The 15,806-nt window shown below is 58.9% G+C and carries 28 protein-coding genes; all 28 read right to left on the reverse strand.

The genetic code is table 11. The annotated features are described in order from the left end of the window. Positions 1-66: 66 nt before the first annotated feature. Entirely contained in the window at positions 67-687 is a 621-nt protein-coding gene (gene rpsD, locus DOM32_RS13605) for a 30S ribosomal protein S4 (protein ID WP_071230727.1), read from the reverse strand. A gap of 12 nt (positions 688-699) precedes the next feature. Continuing rightward, positions 700-1,086, reverse strand: a complete 387-nt coding sequence (rpsK, locus tag DOM32_RS13610) for a 30S ribosomal protein S11 (protein ID WP_009723883.1) — start codon at positions 1,084-1,086, stop codon at positions 700-702. Positions 1,087-1,122: 36 nt separating this feature from the next. Continuing rightward, the gene (gene rpsM, locus DOM32_RS13615; protein ID WP_071230726.1) at positions 1,123-1,479 is read right to left on the reverse strand and encodes a 30S ribosomal protein S13; all 357 of its coding nucleotides are present in this window, start codon (positions 1,477-1,479) and stop codon (positions 1,123-1,125) included. A gap of 129 nt (positions 1,480-1,608) precedes the next feature. Continuing rightward, positions 1,609-1,722, reverse strand: coding sequence for a 50S ribosomal protein L36 (gene rpmJ, locus DOM32_RS13620; protein WP_031384759.1), 114 nt, complete (start codon positions 1,720-1,722; stop codon positions 1,609-1,611). Between the two features lie 30 nt (positions 1,723-1,752). Continuing rightward, the gene (gene secY, locus DOM32_RS13625) at positions 1,753-3,087 is read right to left on the reverse strand and encodes a preprotein translocase subunit SecY (RefSeq protein ID WP_071230725.1); all 1,335 of its coding nucleotides are present in this window, start codon (positions 3,085-3,087) and stop codon (positions 1,753-1,755) included. Continuing rightward, positions 3,088-3,522, reverse strand: coding sequence for a 50S ribosomal protein L15 (gene rplO, locus DOM32_RS13630; protein WP_071230724.1), 435 nt, complete (start codon positions 3,520-3,522; stop codon positions 3,088-3,090). A 3-nt stretch (positions 3,523-3,525) separates the two neighbouring features. Then, entirely contained in the window at positions 3,526-3,708 is a 183-nt protein-coding gene (gene rpmD / locus DOM32_RS13635; protein WP_071230723.1) for a 50S ribosomal protein L30, read from the reverse strand. 6 nt (positions 3,709-3,714) lie between these two features. Beyond that, positions 3,715-4,215, reverse strand: coding sequence for a 30S ribosomal protein S5 (rpsE, locus tag DOM32_RS13640; RefSeq protein WP_071230722.1), 501 nt, complete (start codon positions 4,213-4,215; stop codon positions 3,715-3,717). Positions 4,216-4,226: 11 nt separating this feature from the next. Beyond that, entirely contained in the window at positions 4,227-4,577 is a 351-nt protein-coding gene (gene rplR / locus DOM32_RS13645) for a 50S ribosomal protein L18 (protein ID WP_071230721.1), read from the reverse strand. A gap of 9 nt (positions 4,578-4,586) precedes the next feature. Then, the gene (rplF, locus tag DOM32_RS13650) at positions 4,587-5,117 is read right to left on the reverse strand and encodes a 50S ribosomal protein L6 (protein ID WP_071230720.1); all 531 of its coding nucleotides are present in this window, start codon (positions 5,115-5,117) and stop codon (positions 4,587-4,589) included. 9 nt (positions 5,118-5,126) lie between these two features. Continuing rightward, positions 5,127-5,519: a 30S ribosomal protein S8 gene (gene rpsH, locus DOM32_RS13655; RefSeq protein WP_071230719.1), complete on the reverse strand. Its 393-nt coding sequence runs from the start codon at positions 5,517-5,519 to the stop codon at positions 5,127-5,129. A gap of 31 nt (positions 5,520-5,550) precedes the next feature. Further along, positions 5,551-5,856, reverse strand: coding sequence for a 30S ribosomal protein S14 (gene rpsN, locus DOM32_RS13660; protein WP_071230718.1), 306 nt, complete (start codon positions 5,854-5,856; stop codon positions 5,551-5,553). A gap of 10 nt (positions 5,857-5,866) precedes the next feature. Then, positions 5,867-6,406, reverse strand: a complete 540-nt coding sequence (gene rplE, locus DOM32_RS13665) for a 50S ribosomal protein L5 (protein WP_071230717.1) — start codon at positions 6,404-6,406, stop codon at positions 5,867-5,869. Positions 6,407-6,424: 18 nt separating this feature from the next. Further along, positions 6,425-6,742, reverse strand: a complete 318-nt coding sequence (gene rplX, locus DOM32_RS13670; RefSeq protein WP_071230716.1) for a 50S ribosomal protein L24 — start codon at positions 6,740-6,742, stop codon at positions 6,425-6,427. Positions 6,743-6,756: 14 nt separating this feature from the next. Further along, on the reverse strand, positions 6,757-7,128 hold the full coding sequence (gene rplN / locus DOM32_RS13675; protein WP_071230715.1) for a 50S ribosomal protein L14: 372 nt from the start codon (positions 7,126-7,128) through the stop codon (positions 6,757-6,759). A 54-nt stretch (positions 7,129-7,182) separates the two neighbouring features. Beyond that, positions 7,183-7,443, reverse strand: coding sequence for a 30S ribosomal protein S17 (gene rpsQ, locus DOM32_RS13680; RefSeq protein ID WP_071230714.1), 261 nt, complete (start codon positions 7,441-7,443; stop codon positions 7,183-7,185). Next, positions 7,443-7,637: a 50S ribosomal protein L29 gene (gene rpmC / locus DOM32_RS13685; RefSeq protein WP_071230713.1), complete on the reverse strand. Its 195-nt coding sequence runs from the start codon at positions 7,635-7,637 to the stop codon at positions 7,443-7,445. The genes rpsQ and rpmC overlap by 1 nt, the downstream gene beginning before the upstream one ends. Then, entirely contained in the window at positions 7,637-8,050 is a 414-nt protein-coding gene (rplP, locus tag DOM32_RS13690; protein WP_071230712.1) for a 50S ribosomal protein L16, read from the reverse strand. The genes rpmC and rplP overlap by 1 nt, the downstream gene beginning before the upstream one ends. Positions 8,051-8,064: 14 nt before the next feature. After that, positions 8,065-8,766, reverse strand: coding sequence for a 30S ribosomal protein S3 (gene rpsC / locus DOM32_RS13695; RefSeq protein WP_071230711.1), 702 nt, complete (start codon positions 8,764-8,766; stop codon positions 8,065-8,067). 11 nt (positions 8,767-8,777) lie between these two features. Further along, entirely contained in the window at positions 8,778-9,110 is a 333-nt protein-coding gene (gene rplV / locus DOM32_RS13700) for a 50S ribosomal protein L22 (protein ID WP_035470378.1), read from the reverse strand. Between the two features lie 17 nt (positions 9,111-9,127). Next, positions 9,128-9,403: a 30S ribosomal protein S19 gene (gene rpsS / locus DOM32_RS13705; RefSeq protein ID WP_071230710.1), complete on the reverse strand. Its 276-nt coding sequence runs from the start codon at positions 9,401-9,403 to the stop codon at positions 9,128-9,130. Between the two features lie 22 nt (positions 9,404-9,425). Further along, positions 9,426-10,253, reverse strand: a complete 828-nt coding sequence (gene rplB, locus DOM32_RS13710; protein ID WP_071230709.1) for a 50S ribosomal protein L2 — start codon at positions 10,251-10,253, stop codon at positions 9,426-9,428. Positions 10,254-10,269: 16 nt separating this feature from the next. Further along, positions 10,270-10,566 (reverse strand): 50S ribosomal protein L23, encoded by a 297-nt coding sequence (gene rplW, locus DOM32_RS13715; RefSeq protein ID WP_071230708.1) that lies wholly within the window; start codon positions 10,564-10,566, stop codon positions 10,270-10,272. Beyond that, positions 10,563-11,168, reverse strand: a complete 606-nt coding sequence (rplD, locus tag DOM32_RS13720; RefSeq protein WP_071230707.1) for a 50S ribosomal protein L4 — start codon at positions 11,166-11,168, stop codon at positions 10,563-10,565. The genes rplW and rplD overlap by 4 nt, the downstream gene beginning before the upstream one ends. A 14-nt stretch (positions 11,169-11,182) precedes the next feature. Further along, positions 11,183-11,821: a 50S ribosomal protein L3 gene (gene rplC, locus DOM32_RS13725; protein WP_071230706.1), complete on the reverse strand. Its 639-nt coding sequence runs from the start codon at positions 11,819-11,821 to the stop codon at positions 11,183-11,185. Between the two features lie 138 nt (positions 11,822-11,959). Then, positions 11,960-12,271, reverse strand: a complete 312-nt coding sequence (gene rpsJ, locus DOM32_RS13730; protein ID WP_035470365.1) for a 30S ribosomal protein S10 — start codon at positions 12,269-12,271, stop codon at positions 11,960-11,962. A gap of 175 nt (positions 12,272-12,446) precedes the next feature. After that, positions 12,447-13,640, reverse strand: coding sequence for an elongation factor Tu (gene tuf, locus DOM32_RS13735; RefSeq protein ID WP_071230705.1), 1,194 nt, complete (start codon positions 13,638-13,640; stop codon positions 12,447-12,449). A 29-nt stretch (positions 13,641-13,669) separates the two neighbouring features. After that, on the reverse strand, positions 13,670-15,790 hold the full coding sequence (fusA, locus tag DOM32_RS13740; protein WP_071230704.1) for an elongation factor G: 2,121 nt from the start codon (positions 15,788-15,790) through the stop codon (positions 13,670-13,672). Positions 15,791-15,806: the final 16 nt, after the last annotated feature.

The following is a 15,806-nucleotide window of genomic DNA, read 5'->3' on the forward strand; positions in this document are numbered from 1 at the left end:
AGGCTGCCAAACGAATATCGGTACCCAATGCTGGTCTCGGGCCGCAATCGCGACCCGAGCTCAGACTTACTTGGAGTACAGCTCGACGATCAGGTTTTCGTTGATGTCGGCAGACAGGTCACCGCGTTCCGGGACAGCCTTGAAAGTGCCTTCCATCTTCTTCGAATCGATGTCGATCCACGTCACGTCGCCGCGGTTGGCAGCGATGGACAGGGCCTGCTGGATACGGGCCTGGTTCTTGGCCTTCTCGCGAACAGACACGACGTCGCCGGGACGCACCTGATAGGACGCCACGTTGACGGTACGGCCATTGACCGCGATCGCCTTGTGGCTGACCAACTGACGTGATTCGTTACGCGTGGAGCCGAAGCCCATGCGATAGACCACGTTGTCCAGTCGGCATTCCAGCAACTGCAGCAGGGATTCGCCGGTCGCACCTTTCAGGCGAGCGGCTTCCTTGTAGTAGTTGCGGAACTGTTTTTCGAGCACGCCGTAGATACGACGCACTTTCTGCTTCTCGCGAAGCTGCAAGCCGTAGTCGGAAAGACGCTGACGGCGCTGGCCATGCACACCCGGGATCTGCTCGGATTTGCACTTCTTCTCGAAGGGAGTGACACCGCTCTTGAGAAAGAGGTCGGTTCCTTCACGACGAGACAACTTACACTTGGGTCCAAGATAACGAGCCATGAGTCTGTCTCCTTAAACGCGGCGTTTCTTCGGCGGACGGCATCCGTTGTGCGGAATCGGCGTCGCGTCAGTAATGCTCTGTACACGGAAGCCGGCGGCATTGAGCGCGCGCACGGCAGACTCACGGCCAGGACCTGGGCCCTTGACCAGCACGTCGACGTTTTTCACACCATACTCGGCTGCAGCAGTCGCTGCACGTTCACTCGCCACTTGAGCTGCGAACGGGGTGCTCTTGCGAGAACCACGAAAACCCGAACCACCGGCAGTTGCCCAAGAAAGCGCATTGCCCTGGCGGTCTGTGATCGTCACGATCGTATTGTTAAAAGAGGCATGGATATGCGCTACCGCATCCACGACCTGCTTTTTAACCTTTTTACGGTTACTACGCGGGTTAGCCATGTTGATGTATCCTGATCTTAAACGCCGGAACGTTAATTACTTACGAATCGGTTTACGCGGTCCCTTACGGGTACGCGCATTGGTCTTGGTACGCTGACCACGCAGCGGTAGACCACGACGATGGCGCAGACCACGGTAACAACCCAAGTCCATGAGACGCTTGATGTTCAGCGTCACGTCACGGCGAAGGTCGCCTTCTACGGTGTACTTGCCCACTTCGGTACGCAGAACGTCGAGCTCTTCGCCAGACAGATCCTGAACCTTGGTGGTCGGTGCGATGCCGGCAGCAGCACAGATACTCTGTGCACGCGTGCGGCCAATCCCGTAGATGTAGGTCAGCGAGATCGCCGCATGCTTGTTGTCCGGGATATTGACGCCTGCAATACGGGCCATCAGCTTACTCCGAATGTTGAGCGGCTTGCTCGTTAGTCGTCCACAAAGGGCGCAATAGCATACCCCCTAACCTCTCTCGAGGCAAGGGATATGCCACGGCCCGCTTTTACTCGCAGCTTCGGGGTAGAATCAACCCTGGCGCTGCTTGTGGCGAGGTTCCGTGCAGATAACACGAACCGCGCCGTTGCGCCGAATGATCTTGCAGTTACGGCACATTTTCTTTACAGAAGCTCGAACTTTCATCGTTCTCTCCAAATGCTCTCTCGCGGAGGCTCAGCGCGTCAGGCCGCCGCTACCGTAGCCCTTCAGGTTCGATTTCTTCATCACTGACTCATACTGGTGAGACATCAGATGAGACTGAACCTGGGCCATGAAGTCCATGATTACCACGACCACGATCAGCAGCGAGGTACCCCCGAAGTAGAACGGCACCTGCCAGGCCACCACCAGGAACTGCGGCATCAACGAGACCAGTGTGATGTAGAGCGCCCCGAACAGCGTCAGACGCGTCATCACCTTGTCGACGTAGCGAGCCGTCTGCTCTCCCGGACGAATGCCCGGCAGGAAAGCGCCGGACTTCTTCAGGTTGTCGGCGACATCCTTGGGATTGAACACCAACGCCGTGTAGAAGAAGCAGAAGAACAGCACCGCCGCGGCGAACAGAATGATGTACAGCGGCGCACCGGGAGCGAGCTGCTGCGAAGCCACCTGCAGCCACTCGAATCCGTCGCCCTGACCCAACCACTGCCCGATAGAGCCGGGAAACAGCAGGATGCTGGAGGCGAAGATCGGCGGAATGACACCTGCCATGTTGACCTTGAGCGGCAGATAGCTGCTCTGGCCGGCATACATCTTGTTGCCTACCTGGCGACGCGGATAGTTCACCGTGATGCGACGCTGGCCGCGTTCGATGAATACCACGAAGGCGACTGTCGCAATCCCGAGAATCGATAGCGCGAGCAACGGGAGCACATTCCAGGCCCCATCGTTACGAGCCAGCTCGAAAGATTGACCAATCGCGCTCGGCAAACCCGCTACGATACCGGAGAAGATGATCAGCGAAATACCGTTGCCGATTCCCTTTTCGGTAATCTGCTCGCCCAGCCACATCAGGAATACGGCACCGGCCACGAACGTCACGACTGCCGTGAAGTAGAAGCTGATGTCGCCCGAATAGGCCACGCCCTGACTGACCAGACCAACTGACATGCCCGTCGCCTGGATCAGCGCCAGCAACACCGTGCCGTAGCGTGTGTACTGGTTGATCTTGCGGCGCCCGGCTTCGCCTTCCTTCTTCAGCGCTTCGAGCTGAGGCGATACCGCGGTCAGAAGCTGCATGATGATCGACGCGGAGATATACGGCATGATCCCCAGCGCGAAGATACTCATGCGCTGCAGCGCACCCCCCGAGAACATGTTGAACATGCCCAGGATGGTGCCCTGGTTCTCCCGAAACAGGGCAGCCAGCTGGTCAGGATCGATGCCGGGGACGGGGATGTGGGCACCGATGCGGTACACCACGATCGCGATGAAGACGAAACGCAGGCGTGCCCACAGCTCGCTGAGACCACTACCCATGTTCGCCGGCATGTTTCCTGACTTAGCCATTTAGTCCTCTACTTTGCCACCGGCCGCTTCGATCGCAGCACGCGCACCTTTGGTGACCTTGAGGCCACGCACGGTAACCGCCTTGCTCAGCTCGCCGGACAAAACGACCTTGGCGTACTCGGTAGCATTCTTGAGTACGTTGGCTTTCTTCAGGCTAGCGAGATCGGCGACATCGCCCTCGACCTTGGCCAGCTCGGCCAGGCGGACTTCTTCGGACACCAGCGACTTGGCCGAGGTGAAACCGAACTTCGGCAGACGGCGCTGCAAGGGCATCTGACCACCCTCGAAGCCCGGCTTGACCGAACCACCAGAGCGAGACTTCAAGCCCTTGTGACCACGACCACCGGTCTTGCCCAGACCGGAGCCGATGCCGCGCCCGACACGCTTTTCGGCGTGCTTGGAGCCCGGAGCCGGGCTTAAGCTATTGAGTTTCATGGATTACTCTCCCTCGATTCGAACAAGGTAGTTGACCTTGTTGATCATGCCGCGAACGGCGGGGGTGTCTTCCAGCTCGACCGAATGCCCGATCCGACGCAGACCGAGACCGGTCATTGTCGCCTTGTGCTTCTTCAGGACACCGATGGTGCTGCGGGTCTGAGTGATTTTGATCGTCTGTGCCATGGTCGCTTACCCCGCCAGCTCTTCGACAGACAGGCCACGCTTGGCGGCGATGTCTTCCGGAGATTGCATGGATTCAAGACCCTTGATCGTGGCGCGAACCACGTTCACCGGGTTGGTGGAACCGTAGCACTTGGCCAGAACGTCATGTACACCGGCCAGTTCCAGCACGGAGCGCATGGCGCCACCGGCGATGATGCCGGTACCTTCGGAAGCCGGCTGCATGAAGACCTTGGACGCGCCATGACGGGCGCGTACCGGGTACTGCAGCGTGCTGCCGCTGAGGCTGACCTTGACCATGTTGCGGCGAGCCTGGTCCATGGCTTTCTGGATCGCGACCGGCACTTCACGTGCCTTGCCGCGACCGAAGCCGACCCGGCCGTTGCCATCGCCAACGACGGTCAGCGCGGTGAAGCCGAAGATACGGCCACCCTTGACCACCTTGGCGACGCGGTTGACCTGCACCAACTTCTCTTGCAGATCTCCGCCCTTCTGTTCGTTATTCGCCATCGTTAAACCCTTTAGAATTGCAGACCGCCTTCGCGTGCGGCATCAGCCAATGCCTTGACACGCCCGTGGTACTGGAACCCAGCGCGGTCAAAGGCGACCTGAGAGATGCCGGCATCCTTGGCGCGCTCGGCAATCAGAGCACCCACCTTGGCAGCCGCGTCAGCGTTGCCCGTGGCACCTTCGCGCAGGCTCTTGTCCAGCGTGGAAGCGCTGGCCAGGACCTTGCCGCCGTCCGGCGAGATGATCTGCGCATAGATGTGTCGCGGGGTGCGGTTGACGCACAGGCGAAACACACCCAAATCGCGGATCTTGGCACGGGCGCGGCGGGCACGACGGAGACGAGATTCTTTCTTCGCGTTCATAACCCTGCCTTACTTCTTCTTGGCTTCTTTGCGGCGGACACGTTCGTCACTGTACCGAACCCCTTTGCCCTTGTAGGGCTCCGGCGGACGGAACGCGCGAATTTCCGCTGCCACCTGACCGAGCTTCTGCTTGTCCGCGCTTTTCAGCACGATCACGGTGTTCTTGGGCGTTTCCGCCGTGACACCTTCGGGCAGCGTGTAGTCGATCGGGTGTGAGAAACCGAGTGTTAGGTTCAGCGTCTTGCCACTAGCCTGGGCACGATAGCCGACGCCATTGATTTCCAGCGACCGAGTGAAACCCTCGGAAGCGCCGGTGACCATGTTCTGGACCAAGGCACGAGTCGTACCAACCATGGCCCATGTTTTCGCCGTTTCGCTCGGGGCGAAAACCAGCTGGCCGTCTTCCTGAGTGATCTTCACGTCGGGATGCACGGTCAGTTCAAGCGTGCCCTGGCTACCCTTGACGGACAGCTGGTCGCCGTCGAATTTCACTTCGACGCCGCTGGGCAGTTTAACCGGATACTTGGCTACGCGAGACATTACTCACTCCTAGAATACGGTGCAGATGACTTCACCACCGACACCCGCCTGGCGTGCGGCACGATCGGTCATGACACCTTGAGAGGTGGTAACGATCGCCACACCCAGACCGTCCGCGACCTTGGGCAATTCGCTCTTGCCCTTGTAGATCCGCAGTGACGGCTTGGACATACGCTGGAGGTGCTCGATAACCGGCTTGCCCTCGAAGTACTTGAGGGTCACGGTCAGCTCGGGCTTGGCGCCTTCGGTGACCGATACGTCGGTAATATAGCCTTCCTGCTTGAGTACGCGGGCCACTTCAACCTTGAGCTTGGAAGACGGCATGGTAACCGTCTCCTTGGTGGCCATCTGCGCATTGCGAATACGGGTAAACATATCCGCTAGAGTATCTTGCATGCTCATTACATTGCGCTCCTGAATTCCTCGACGTGGCTTACCAGCTGGACTTCTTCAGCCCAGGGACATCGCCACGCATGGCAGCTTCGCGCAGCTTGTTACGGGCCAGTCCGAACTTGTTGTAGTAACCGTGCGGACGACCGGTAATGCGGCAGCGGTTGCGCTGACGGACCTGACTGGAGTCACGCGGCAACTGCTGCAGCTTCAGCTGAGCGTCGAAGCGCTCTTCGTCAGAAGCGTTGACGTCATAAATGACGGCTTTGAGCGCGGCACGCTTGGCGGCGTATTTGTCGACCAGCTTTGCGCGCTTGAGCTCACGCTCAATCATGCTTTTCTTTGCCATGAATCCACCCTTATTGCTTGAACGGGAAGTTCAGCGCGCTGAGAAGCGCACGACCTTCTTCGTCGGTGATGGCGCTGGTCGTGATGGTGACATCCAGACCCCGGATCCGGTCGATCTTATCATACTCGATCTCCGGAAAGATGATCTGCTCACGTACGCCCATGGAGTAGTTGCCACGGCCATCGAAGGATTTCGGGTTCAGGCCGCGGAAGTCACGCACGCGAGGAATCGCGATGTTGACCAGGCGGTCCAGGAATTCCCACATCCTTTCGCGGCGCAGCGTCACCTTGACGCCGATCGGCCAGCCTTCGCGGACCTTGAAGCCAGCGATGGACTTGCGCGCCTTGGTTACCACCGGCTTCTGACCGGAGAGCTTCTCCAGGTCGCCGATGGCGTTGTCGATCAGCTTTTTATCGCTGGTCGCTTCGCCGATGCCCATGTTCAGCGTCACCTTGGTGATCCGGGGCACCTGCATAACGTTGGCATAGCTGAACTGCTCTTTGAGCTGAGCCATGACCTCGTTTTGATAACGTTCTTTCAAGTTCGCCATTTTGCTACCCGACTCGCGTTAGGCGTCGATCTGCTTCTGCGTCGACTTGTAGATACGTACCTTGGTACCGTCTTCCTGTAGCTGGAAGCCGACGCGATCCGCCTTGCCGGTCTCCGCATTGAAGATGGCTACGTTGGACGCATGGATCGGAGCCTCACGCTCGACGATACCCCCCGGGTTGCCAACCATAGGATTGGGCTTGGTATGGCGCTTGATCATGTTCACGCCCGAAACGACATAACGGTCGTTGTCGAGGACGCGCTTGATCGTGCCACGCTTGCCCTTGTCCTTGCCGGCGATGACGATGACTTCGTCGTCACGTTTGATCTTGTGCATATCCGCCTCGCTCCTTACAGCACTTCGGGCGCCAAGGAAATGATCTTCATGAATTTCTCGTTACGAAGTTCACGAGTTACCGGTCCGAAGATACGGGTGCCGATCGGCTGTTCGTTGGCGTTATTCAACAGAACTGCCGCATTTCCGTCGAAGCGGATCAGCGAACCGTCGTTACGACGGACACCGCTACGCGTACGCACGACCACCGCCTTGAGGACCTGGCCTTTCTTGACCTTGCCCCGCGGGATGGCTTCTTTGACCGTCACTTTGATGATGTCGCCAACGCGAGCGTAACGGCGGTGTGAACCACCCAGCACCTTGATGCACTGCACCCGGCGCGCGCCGCTGTTATCCGCGACATCCAGCATTGTCTGCGTCTGAATCATTGGTTTTCTCCAAACCTAATCTGACTGCACTGGTTCAGAAGGCGCCTGTCGGGCTCAGCCCTTGGCCTGCTCGACCACCTCGACCAACGTCCAGGCCTTCTTCTTGGACAGCGGGCGGCATTCCTGAATGGATACCAGATCGCCGGCCTTGGCCTGATTCGACTCGTCGTGGGCGTGCAGCTTGGTGGAGCGCTTCATGTACTTGCCGTAGATCGGATGGCGCTCGCGGCGCTCGATCAATACGACAATCGATTTTTCCATCTTGTCGCTCACCACCCTGCCGGTGAGCGTACGTGCTTTGCTTGCTTCAGCCATTATTGGTCACCTGCCTTCTGGTTGAGCACAGTCTTGACGCGAGCGATGTCGCGACGCACCTGCTTGAGCAGATGCGTCTGGCTCAGCTGGCCGGTGGCCTTCTGCATGCGCAGATTGAACTGCTCACGGAGCAGTTCGAAGAGCTGCTCCTGCAGCGCATCGACTGACTTTTCACGCATTTCGTTGGCTTTCATCACATCACCGTCCGTTTCACAAAGGTGGTGGAGATGGGCATTTTCTGGGCTGCCAGAGAGAAGGCTTCACGCGCCAGCTCTTCGGAGACGCCCTCGATTTCGTAAAGTACTCTGCCCGGCTGAATCTGAGCGACCCAGTACTCGACGGAACCCTTACCCTTACCCATACGAACCTCGAGAGGCTTGTTGGTAATCGGCTTGTCCGGGAATACACGGATCCAGATCTTGCCACCACGCTTGACGTGACGGGTAATGGCACGACGACCCGCTTCGATCTGACGTGCGGTGATACGGCCGCGATCGGTAGCTTTGAGACCGAAGTCCCCGAAGCTCACCTTGCTGCCGCGATGCGCCAGGCCGCGGTTACGACCTTTCTGCACCTTGCGGAACTTTGTACGCTTGGGTTGCAACATCGATCAGTCTCCCCTTACCTGGAACCTTTCTTCTTCGGTGCGGGTGCCTGAGCCTGCTGCTTCTGCTTGGCACGCACCTCTTCGATGCCCCCGAGGATTTCGCCCTTGAAGACCCAGACCTTGACGCCGATGACGCCGTAGGTGGTGTGGGCTTCATAGGTGGCGTAATCGATATCGGCACGCAGTGTATGAAGCGGCACGCGGCCTTCGCGATACCACTCGGTACGTGCGATCTCGGCACCACCCAGACGACCGGAGAGCTGCACCTTGATGCCGCCGGCGCCCAGACGCATGGCGTTCTGGACGGCACGCTTCATGGCGCGACGGAACATCACGCGACGCTCGAGCTGACCGGCGATGTTCTGCGCGACCAGAGCGGCATCGAGTTCCGGCTTGCGGACTTCTTCGATGTTGACATGCACCGGCACACCCATCATGCGGGTGACATCCTGACGCAGACGATCGACGTCCTCGCCCTTCTTGCCAATCACGATACCCGGACGGGCAGTGTGAATGGTGATACGGGCGTTGTTGGCCGGACGCTCGATGGTAATGCGGCTCACGGAAGCGTTCTTCAGACGCTCCTCGAGATAGCTACGCACTTCCAGATCGCTGTTCAGCTTGTCGGCATAGGCTCCACGCTCGGCATACCAGACCGAGGTGTGATCCTTGACGATGCCCAGTCGGATACCGACTGGATTGACTTTCTGACCCATCTGGTCGACTCCTACTTCTCGGCTACCTTGACGGTGATGTGGCAGGTGCGCTTCAGAATGCGATCCGCACGGCCTTTGGCGCGCGGTTGAATGCGCTTGAGCGTCATGCCCTCATCGACACAGATGGTCGAGACACGCAGCTCGTCGATGTCCATGCCGTTGTTTTCTTCCGCATTGGCGATCGCGGACTGCAGCACCTTCTTGACCAGCTTGGCGGCCTTCTTCGGTGAGAAGGTCAGCACGTCGAGCGCTTCGGCGACCGGCTTACCGCGCACCTGGTCAGCCACCAAACGGGCCTTCTGGGCGGATAAGCTCGCGCCACGCAACTTAGCAGCGACTTCCATCTCTTATTCCTCTTGGCTTACCGTTTGGCTTTCTTGTCCGCTGCGTGACCGCGATAGGTGCGGGTGGCAGCGAACTCGCCCAACTTGTGGCCGACCATTTCCTCGGAGACATGCACCGGGACATGCTGGCGACCGTTATGTACCGCAATGGTGAGCCCGACCATGTTGGGCAGGATCATCGAACGACGCGACCAGGTCTTGATCGGTTTGCGATCGTTCTTTTCCGTTGCGACTTCGACCTTCTTCAACAGATGAAGGTCGATAAAAGGACCTTTCTTCAGTGAACGTGGCACAGCCGTTACCTCTTAATGTCTGTTACTTGGACTTGCGGCGACGAACGATGAGCTTGTCGGTACGCTTGTTCTTGCGGGTCTTGTGGCCCTTGGTGGGAATCCCCCACGGGCTGACCGGATGACGACCGCCACTGGTGCGGCCTTCACCGCCACCGTGCGGGTGGTCCACCGGGTTCATTGCGACACCGCGAACAGTCGGGCGCACCCCTCTCCAACGTTTCGCACCGGCCTTGCCCAATTGACGCAGGCTGTGCTCGGAGTTGCCCACTTCGCCCAATGTAGCGCGGCACTCGGACAGTACGCGGCGCATCTCGCCAGAACGCAGACGCAGAGTCGCGTAGTTGCCTTCACGTGCAACCAGCTGAGCGCTGGCACCGGCACTACGGGCAATCTGCGCACCCTTGCCCGGCTTCAGCTCGATGCAATGCACCGTGGAACCGACCGGAATGTTGCGCAGCGGCAGCGCGTTTCCGCGCTTGATGGCGGCGTTGACACCGGACTCCACCACGTCGCCGACCTTGAGGGCCTTGGGCGCGATGATGTAACGACGCTCGCCGTCCATGTACTTCAGCAGCGCGATGTTGGCGCTACGGTTCGGATCGTATTCGATACGCTCGACGGTGGCCTTGACGCCATCCTTGATGCGCTTGAAATCGATCAAACGATAATGCTGACGATGACCACCACCCACGTGACGCGTGGTGATACGGCCATTGTTGTTACGCCCGCCCGACTTCGACTGCTTCTCGACAAGCGCACCATAGGCGCGGCCCTTGTAGAGCTCGTCGTTGACGACCTTGACGAGGTGACGACGACCGGCGGACGTGGGTTTTGTCTTGACTACTGCCATGATCCGTACTCCTGCCTTACTCGGCGCCAGAGAAGTCTTCGAGCGTTTCGCCCGCAGCCAGGGTCACGTACGCCTTGCGGTAACCCTTGCGCAGACCAATACCGAAGCGAGTGCGTTTGGTCTTGCCCTTGACGTTGAGCACCTGAACGCCGGCAACCTTCTTGCCGAAAAGCGCTTCAACTGCCTTCTTGATCTCGGGCTTGGTCGCGTCCTGGGCCACTTTGAACACGTACTGATTGTTCTCAGCGGCGAGAGCGGCCTTCTCGGTCATGTGAGGTCCGAGCAGAACCTTGTATACGCGTTCCTGGTTCATCCCAGCTTCTCCTCGAATTTACGCAGAGCGGAGACGGTCATCAGCACCTTGTCGAAGGCGACCAGACTGACCGGATCAGCGGCCGCAGCGTCGACGACATCGACGTTGGGGATGTTGCGCGCTGCCAGATAGAGCTTCTCGTCGATTTCTTCGGTGACGATCAGCACTTTCTCGAGCTCCAGCTCCTTGAGCTTGCCGACCAGCTGCTTGGTCTTGGAGGTTTCGACGACGAACTCCTCGACCAGTACCAGACGTTCCTGGCGAACCAGCTCGGACAGGATCGAACGCATGGCCGCACGATACATCTTGCGGTTGACCTTCTGCGTGTAGTCCTGCGGACGAGCGGCAAACGTTACGCCACCACTACGCCACAGCGGCGAACGAATGGTGCCGGCACGTGCACGACCAGTACCCTTCTGACGCCACGGCTTCTTGCCGCCACCACGGACATCGGAGCGGTTCTTCTGAGCGCGGGTACCCTGACGGCCCGCCGCCAGATAAGCGGTAACGACCTGGTGGACCAGCGCTTCGTTGAAGTCTTTGCCAAAGGTCTCTTCGGACACTTCGACGGTGCCTGCGGCACCTACGAGATTCAGATTCATCGGTCTCAGTCCCCTCAGCGAGCTTTCACGGCACTGCGCACAACGACATCACTGCCGGGTGCACCGGGCACGGCGCCCTTGATCAACAGCAGATTGCGCTCGGCATCGACACGTACCACTTCCAGCGTCTGGACAGTGACACGCTCGTTACCCAGCTGACCGGCCATTTTCTTGCCCTTGAAAACGCGACCCGGAGTCTGGCATTGACCGATGGAACCCGGCGCACGGTGAGACAGCGAGTTACCGTGGGTATTATCCTGGGTACGGAAATTCCAGCGCTTAACGGCGCCTTGGAAGCCTTTACCCTTGGAGGTACCGGTCACATCGACTTTCTGACCAGCTTCAAAGAGGGATACGGTGAAGGAACCGCCCACTTCCGGAGTCTCATCGTCTTCTGTCAGACGGAACTCCATCAGGGAACGGCCTGCCTCGACACCTGCCTTGGCGTATTGACCAGCAATCGCCTTGGAGAGGTGCTTGGCTTTGCGGGAGCCAGTTGTAACCTGCACCGCGCGGTAGCCGTCAGACTCAACGGTCTTGACGCCAGCGATACGGTTAGGCTCAACCTCGATAACGGTTACGGGCACGGATGCGCCATCTTCGGTAAAGACACGGGTCATGCCCGCCTTCTTACCGACCAAACCGATAGTCATGTTCAGTCTCCTTTAGTGTACGGGGCTATCACCCGCTATGGCTGCCCTTTCCAGAGCATTCCACTAGCACATTGTGTGGCGTCTCACGACGCGGCGGAAGCTGGTGAACTCAACGTCCGCTAGTGTCTAGTGTTAGTTTCAGTCGAGTTTAATCTGCACGTCTACGCCAGCGGCAAGATCGAGCTTCATCAGCGCATCGACGGTCTTTTCCGTCGGCTCGACGATGTCGAGAACGCGCTTGTGCGTGCGAATCTCATACTGATCGCGCGCGTCCTTGTTGACGTGCGGTGAAATCAGGATGGTGTAACGCTCGCGGTTGGTCGGCAGCGGGATCGGACCACGCACCTGAGCGCCAGTGCGCTTGGCTGTATCCACGATCTCCTGAGCCGACTGATCGATCAGCCGATGGTCAAACGCTTTCAGCCGAATGCGAATCTTCTGGTTCTGCATTTACCTTATGCTCCACTGGATGCTGACGGCGCGAGCCGTCGACCCACGCGTTCAAAGGACGCGCATTATAGGAGAGCCCCGATTGAGAGTCAAACACACCGTCTATCGGGACTATCAAATCCACACAGAAAAAGGGGCGCGCAAGCGCCCCTTCTTTGGCAATCATCGAAAAAGCTTACTCGATGATCTTGGCAACCACGCCGGCGCCAACGGTACGACCACCTTCGCGGATAGCGAAGCGCAGGCCGTCTTCCATGGCGATCGGGGCGATCAGGGTCACGACCATCTGGACGTTGTCGCCCGGCATGACCATCTCGACACCTTCCGGCAGTTCACAAGTACCGGTGACGTCAGTGGTACGGAAGTAGAACTGCGGACGATAGCCCTTGAAGAACGGCGTGTGACGACCACCTTCTTCCTTGGACAGCACGTAGACTTCGGCTTCGAACTTGGTGTGCGGCTTGATCGTACCCGGCTTGGCCAGAACCTGACCACGCTCGACGTCATCACGCTTGGTACCACGCAGCAGCGCACCGACGTTCTCGCCAGCACGACCTTCGTCGAGCAGCTTGCGGAACATCTCGACGCCAGTAACGGTCGTCTTGGTGGTGTCGTGGATACCGACGATTTCGACTTCGTCGCCAGTCTTGACGATGCCGCGCTCGACACGACCCGTCACGACGGTACCGCGACCAGAGATGGAGAACACGTCTTCGATCGGCATCAGGAACGGCTGGTCGATGGCACGCTCCGGCTCCGGAATGTACTCGTCCAGAGACTTGATCAGGTTGGCGACGGCGGTAGTACCCATGCCGTTGTCATCCTTGCCTTCCAGCGCCATCAGTGCAGAACCGATGATGATCGGAGTGTCGTCACCCGGGAAGTCGTACTCGCTCAGCAGTTCGCGAACTTCCATCTCGACCAGCTCGAGCAGCTCTTCGTCGTCGACCATGTCGGCCTTGTTCAGGAACACGACAATGTACGGAACGCCAACCTGGCGAGACAGCAGGATGTGCTCGCGAGTCTGCGGCATCGGGCCGTCGGCAGCGGAACAGACCAGGATCGCGCCGTCCATCTGGGCAGCACCGGTGATCATGTTCTTGACGTAGTCAGCGTGTCCCGGGCAGTCGACGTGCGCGTAATGGCGAACTTCGGACTGGTACTCGACGTGAGCGGTCGCGATGGTGATACCGCGCTCGCGCTCTTCCGGCGCGTTGTCGATGGTGTCGAACTGACGCCATTCGCCACCGAAGACTTCGGCGGAAACACGAGTCAGCGCTGCCGTCAGAGTCGTTTTACCGTGGTCGACGTGACCGATGGTGCCGACGTTGACGTGCGGTTTGGAGCGTTCAAATTTTTCCTTAGCCACTGCTATAACCTCTTTACGTTAGCTAACGGTTAACCGTTCTGATTGATGACGGCATCAACGACGCTGGATGGCGCCTCTTCGTAATTCGCAAACTCCATGGTGTAGCTTGCGCGTCCCTGGGTCTGAGAACGCAGATCGGTTGCATAACCGAACATCTCAGCCAACGGAACCGTGGCGCGAATGACCTTGCCAGAAGACGAGTCATCCATGCCCTGCACAAGGCCACGACGGCGGTTGAGGTCGCCCATGACATCACCCATGAAATCTTCGGGCGTCACGACTTCGACCTTCATCACCGGCTCGAGCAACACGGCCTTAGCCTTACGAGCACCTTCTTTGATCGCCATGGAAGAGGCAACCTTGAACGCAGTCTCGTTGGAGTCCACGTCGTGGTAGGAACCGTCGAACAGCGTGACCTTGACGTCGATCATCGGGTAACCCGCGATGACGCCGTTCTTGAGCTGTTCGTAAGCCCCTTTTTCGACGGCCGGCACGTACTCTTTCGGTACGACACCACCGACGATCTCGGACGCGAACTTGAAGGTCATCTCCTCGTCCTCGCCCTTGTCTTCGGCCGTCAGCGGCTCGATGCGCAACCAGACATGACCGTACTGGCCGCGACCACCAGACTGACGAACGAACTTGCCTTCCTGTTCCACCGACTGACGGATGGTCTCGCGGTAGGCAACCTGCGGCTTGCCGATGTTGGCCTCGACCTTGAACTCGCGACGCATGCGATCGACGATGATGTCGAGGTGCAACTCGCCCATGCCCGAGATGATGGTCTGGCCAGTCTCTTCGTCGGTCTGCACGCGGAAAGACGGATCTTCCTGCGCCAGCTTGCCGAGGGCGACGCCCATCTTCTCCTGGTCGGGCTTGGACTTCGGCTCGACGGCGACGGAGATGACCGGCTCCGGAAACTCCATACGCTCCAGGATGATCTTGTCGTTCAGATCACACAGCGTGTCGCCTGTCGTGACGTCCTTGAGACCGATGCACGCTGCGATATCGCCAGCGTAGACCTCTTTGATCTCTTCGCGCGAGTTGGCGTGCATCTGAACGATACGACCGACGCGCTCTTTCTTCGACTTCACGGAGTTGAAGACGCTGTCGCCAGACTTCAGAACGCCCGAGTAGACGCGCATGAAGGTCAGCGTACCGACGAACGGGTCGGTCGCGATCTTGAACGCCAGCGCCGCAAACGGTGCATTGTCGTCGGCTTCACGCGTCGCGATGGTGCCGTCCTTGTCGTCGAGCTCACCTTCGATCGCCTTGACTTCGGTCGGCGACGGCAGGTACTCGATGACGCCATCCAGAACGGCCTGAACGCCCTTGTTCTTGAACGCGGAGCCACAGGTGACGAGAACGATCTCGTTGGCCAGAGTGCGCGCACGCAGGCCAGCCTTGATCTCCTCGACGGACAGGTCGCCTTCTTCGAGGTACTTGTCCATGAGTTCTTCGTTGGCTTCGGCGGCAGCCTCGACCATCTGCTCACGATACTTTTCGGCGGTTTCCTGCAGATCGGCCGGGATATCGACCAGGTCGTAGTTCATGCCGAAGTTGTCTTCGTCCCACAGAATGGCCTTCATCTGAATGAGATCGACCACGCCCTTGAAGTCGTCTTCCGCACCCCAGTTGATCTGGATCGGAACGACGTTGGCGCCCAGGCGATTCTTCAGCTGGTCCAGCACCATGTAGTAATCAGCGCCGGCACGGTCCATCTTGTTGACGAACACCATGCGCGGAACTTCGTACTTGTTGGCCTGACGCCAGACGGTTTCGGTCTGCGGCTGAACGCCGGAAGAACCGCACAGTACGACAACGGCGCCATCCAGAACGCGCAAGGAACGCTCGACTTCGATAGTGAAATCGACGTGTCCCGGCGTATCGATGATGTTGATACGGTGTTCGTCGAACTGCTTGTTCATGCCCTGCCAGAAGCAGGTGGTCGCAGCAGAGGTGATCGTGATGCCACGCTCCTGCTCCTGCTCCATCCAGTCCATGACGGCAGCGCCCTCATGAACCTCGCCCACCTTGTGGGAAAGGCCGGTGTAGAACAGGACACGCTCGGTAGTGGTCGTCTTACCAGCGTCGACGTGGGCAACGATACCGATATTGCGATAACGCTTGAGTGGTGTCTTTCGTGCCACGATGGAAGTCCCCGTT

The organism is Salinicola salarius, assembly GCF_003206135.1.
GTDB lineage: Bacteria > Pseudomonadota > Gammaproteobacteria > Pseudomonadales > Halomonadaceae > Salinicola > Salinicola salarius.

Bases quoted from the DNA above. Each gene is read 5' to 3' on its own strand.
- rpsD (WP_071230727.1), bottom strand. From the start codon at position 687: ATGGCTCGTTATCTTGGACCCAAGTGTAAGTTGTCTCGTCGTGAAGGA.
- rpsK (WP_009723883.1), bottom strand. From the start codon at position 1,086: ATGGCTAACCCGCGTAGTAACCGTAAAAAGGTTAAAAAGCAGGTCGTG.
- rpsM (WP_071230726.1), bottom strand. From the start codon at position 1,479: ATGGCCCGTATTGCAGGCGTCAATATCCCGGACAACAAGCATGCGGCG.
- rpmJ (WP_031384759.1), bottom strand. From the start codon at position 1,722: ATGAAAGTTCGAGCTTCTGTAAAGAAAATGTGCCGTAACTGCAAGATC.
- secY (WP_071230725.1), bottom strand. From the start codon at position 3,087: ATGGCTAAGTCAGGAAACATGCCGGCGAACATGGGTAGTGGTCTCAGC.
- rplO (WP_071230724.1), bottom strand. From the start codon at position 3,522: ATGAAACTCAATAGCTTAAGCCCGGCTCCGGGCTCCAAGCACGCCGAA.
- rpmD (WP_071230723.1), bottom strand. From the start codon at position 3,708: ATGGCACAGACGATCAAAATCACTCAGACCCGCAGCACCATCGGTGTC.
- rpsE (WP_071230722.1), bottom strand. From the start codon at position 4,215: ATGGCGAATAACGAACAGAAGGGCGGAGATCTGCAAGAGAAGTTGGTG.
- rplR (WP_071230721.1), bottom strand. From the start codon at position 4,577: ATGAACGCGAAGAAAGAATCTCGTCTCCGTCGTGCCCGCCGCGCCCGT.
- rplF (WP_071230720.1), bottom strand. From the start codon at position 5,117: ATGTCTCGCGTAGCCAAGTATCCGGTTAAACTGCCCAGCGGCGTCGAA.
- rpsH (WP_071230719.1), bottom strand. From the start codon at position 5,519: ATGAGCATGCAAGATACTCTAGCGGATATGTTTACCCGTATTCGCAAT.
- rpsN (WP_071230718.1), bottom strand. From the start codon at position 5,856: ATGGCAAAGAAAAGCATGATTGAGCGTGAGCTCAAGCGCGCAAAGCTG.
- rplE (WP_071230717.1), bottom strand. From the start codon at position 6,406: ATGGCGAACTTGAAAGAACGTTATCAAAACGAGGTCATGGCTCAGCTC.
- rplX (WP_071230716.1), bottom strand. From the start codon at position 6,742: ATGCACAAGATCAAACGTGACGACGAAGTCATCGTCATCGCCGGCAAG.
- rplN (WP_071230715.1), bottom strand. From the start codon at position 7,128: ATGATTCAGACGCAGACAATGCTGGATGTCGCGGATAACAGCGGCGCG.
- rpsQ (WP_071230714.1), bottom strand. From the start codon at position 7,443: ATGGCTGAAGCAAGCAAAGCACGTACGCTCACCGGCAGGGTGGTGAGC.
- rpmC (WP_071230713.1), bottom strand. From the start codon at position 7,637: ATGAAAGCCAACGAAATGCGTGAAAAGTCAGTCGATGCGCTGCAGGAG.
- rplP (WP_071230712.1), bottom strand. From the start codon at position 8,050: ATGTTGCAACCCAAGCGTACAAAGTTCCGCAAGGTGCAGAAAGGTCGT.
- rpsC (WP_071230711.1), bottom strand. From the start codon at position 8,766: ATGGGTCAGAAAGTCAATCCAGTCGGTATCCGACTGGGCATCGTCAAG.
- rplV (WP_035470378.1), bottom strand. From the start codon at position 9,110: ATGGAAGTCGCTGCTAAGTTGCGTGGCGCGAGCTTATCCGCCCAGAAG.
- rplB (WP_071230709.1), bottom strand. From the start codon at position 10,253: ATGGCAGTAGTCAAGACAAAACCCACGTCCGCCGGTCGTCGTCACCTC.
- rplW (WP_071230708.1), bottom strand. From the start codon at position 10,566: ATGAACCAGGAACGCGTATACAAGGTTCTGCTCGGACCTCACATGACC.
- rplD (WP_071230707.1), bottom strand. From the start codon at position 11,168: ATGAATCTGAATCTCGTAGGTGCCGCAGGCACCGTCGAAGTGTCCGAA.
- rplC (WP_071230706.1), bottom strand. From the start codon at position 11,821: ATGACTATCGGTTTGGTCGGTAAGAAGGCGGGCATGACCCGTGTCTTT.
- rpsJ (WP_035470365.1), bottom strand. From the start codon at position 12,271: ATGCAGAACCAGAAGATTCGCATTCGGCTGAAAGCGTTTGACCATCGG.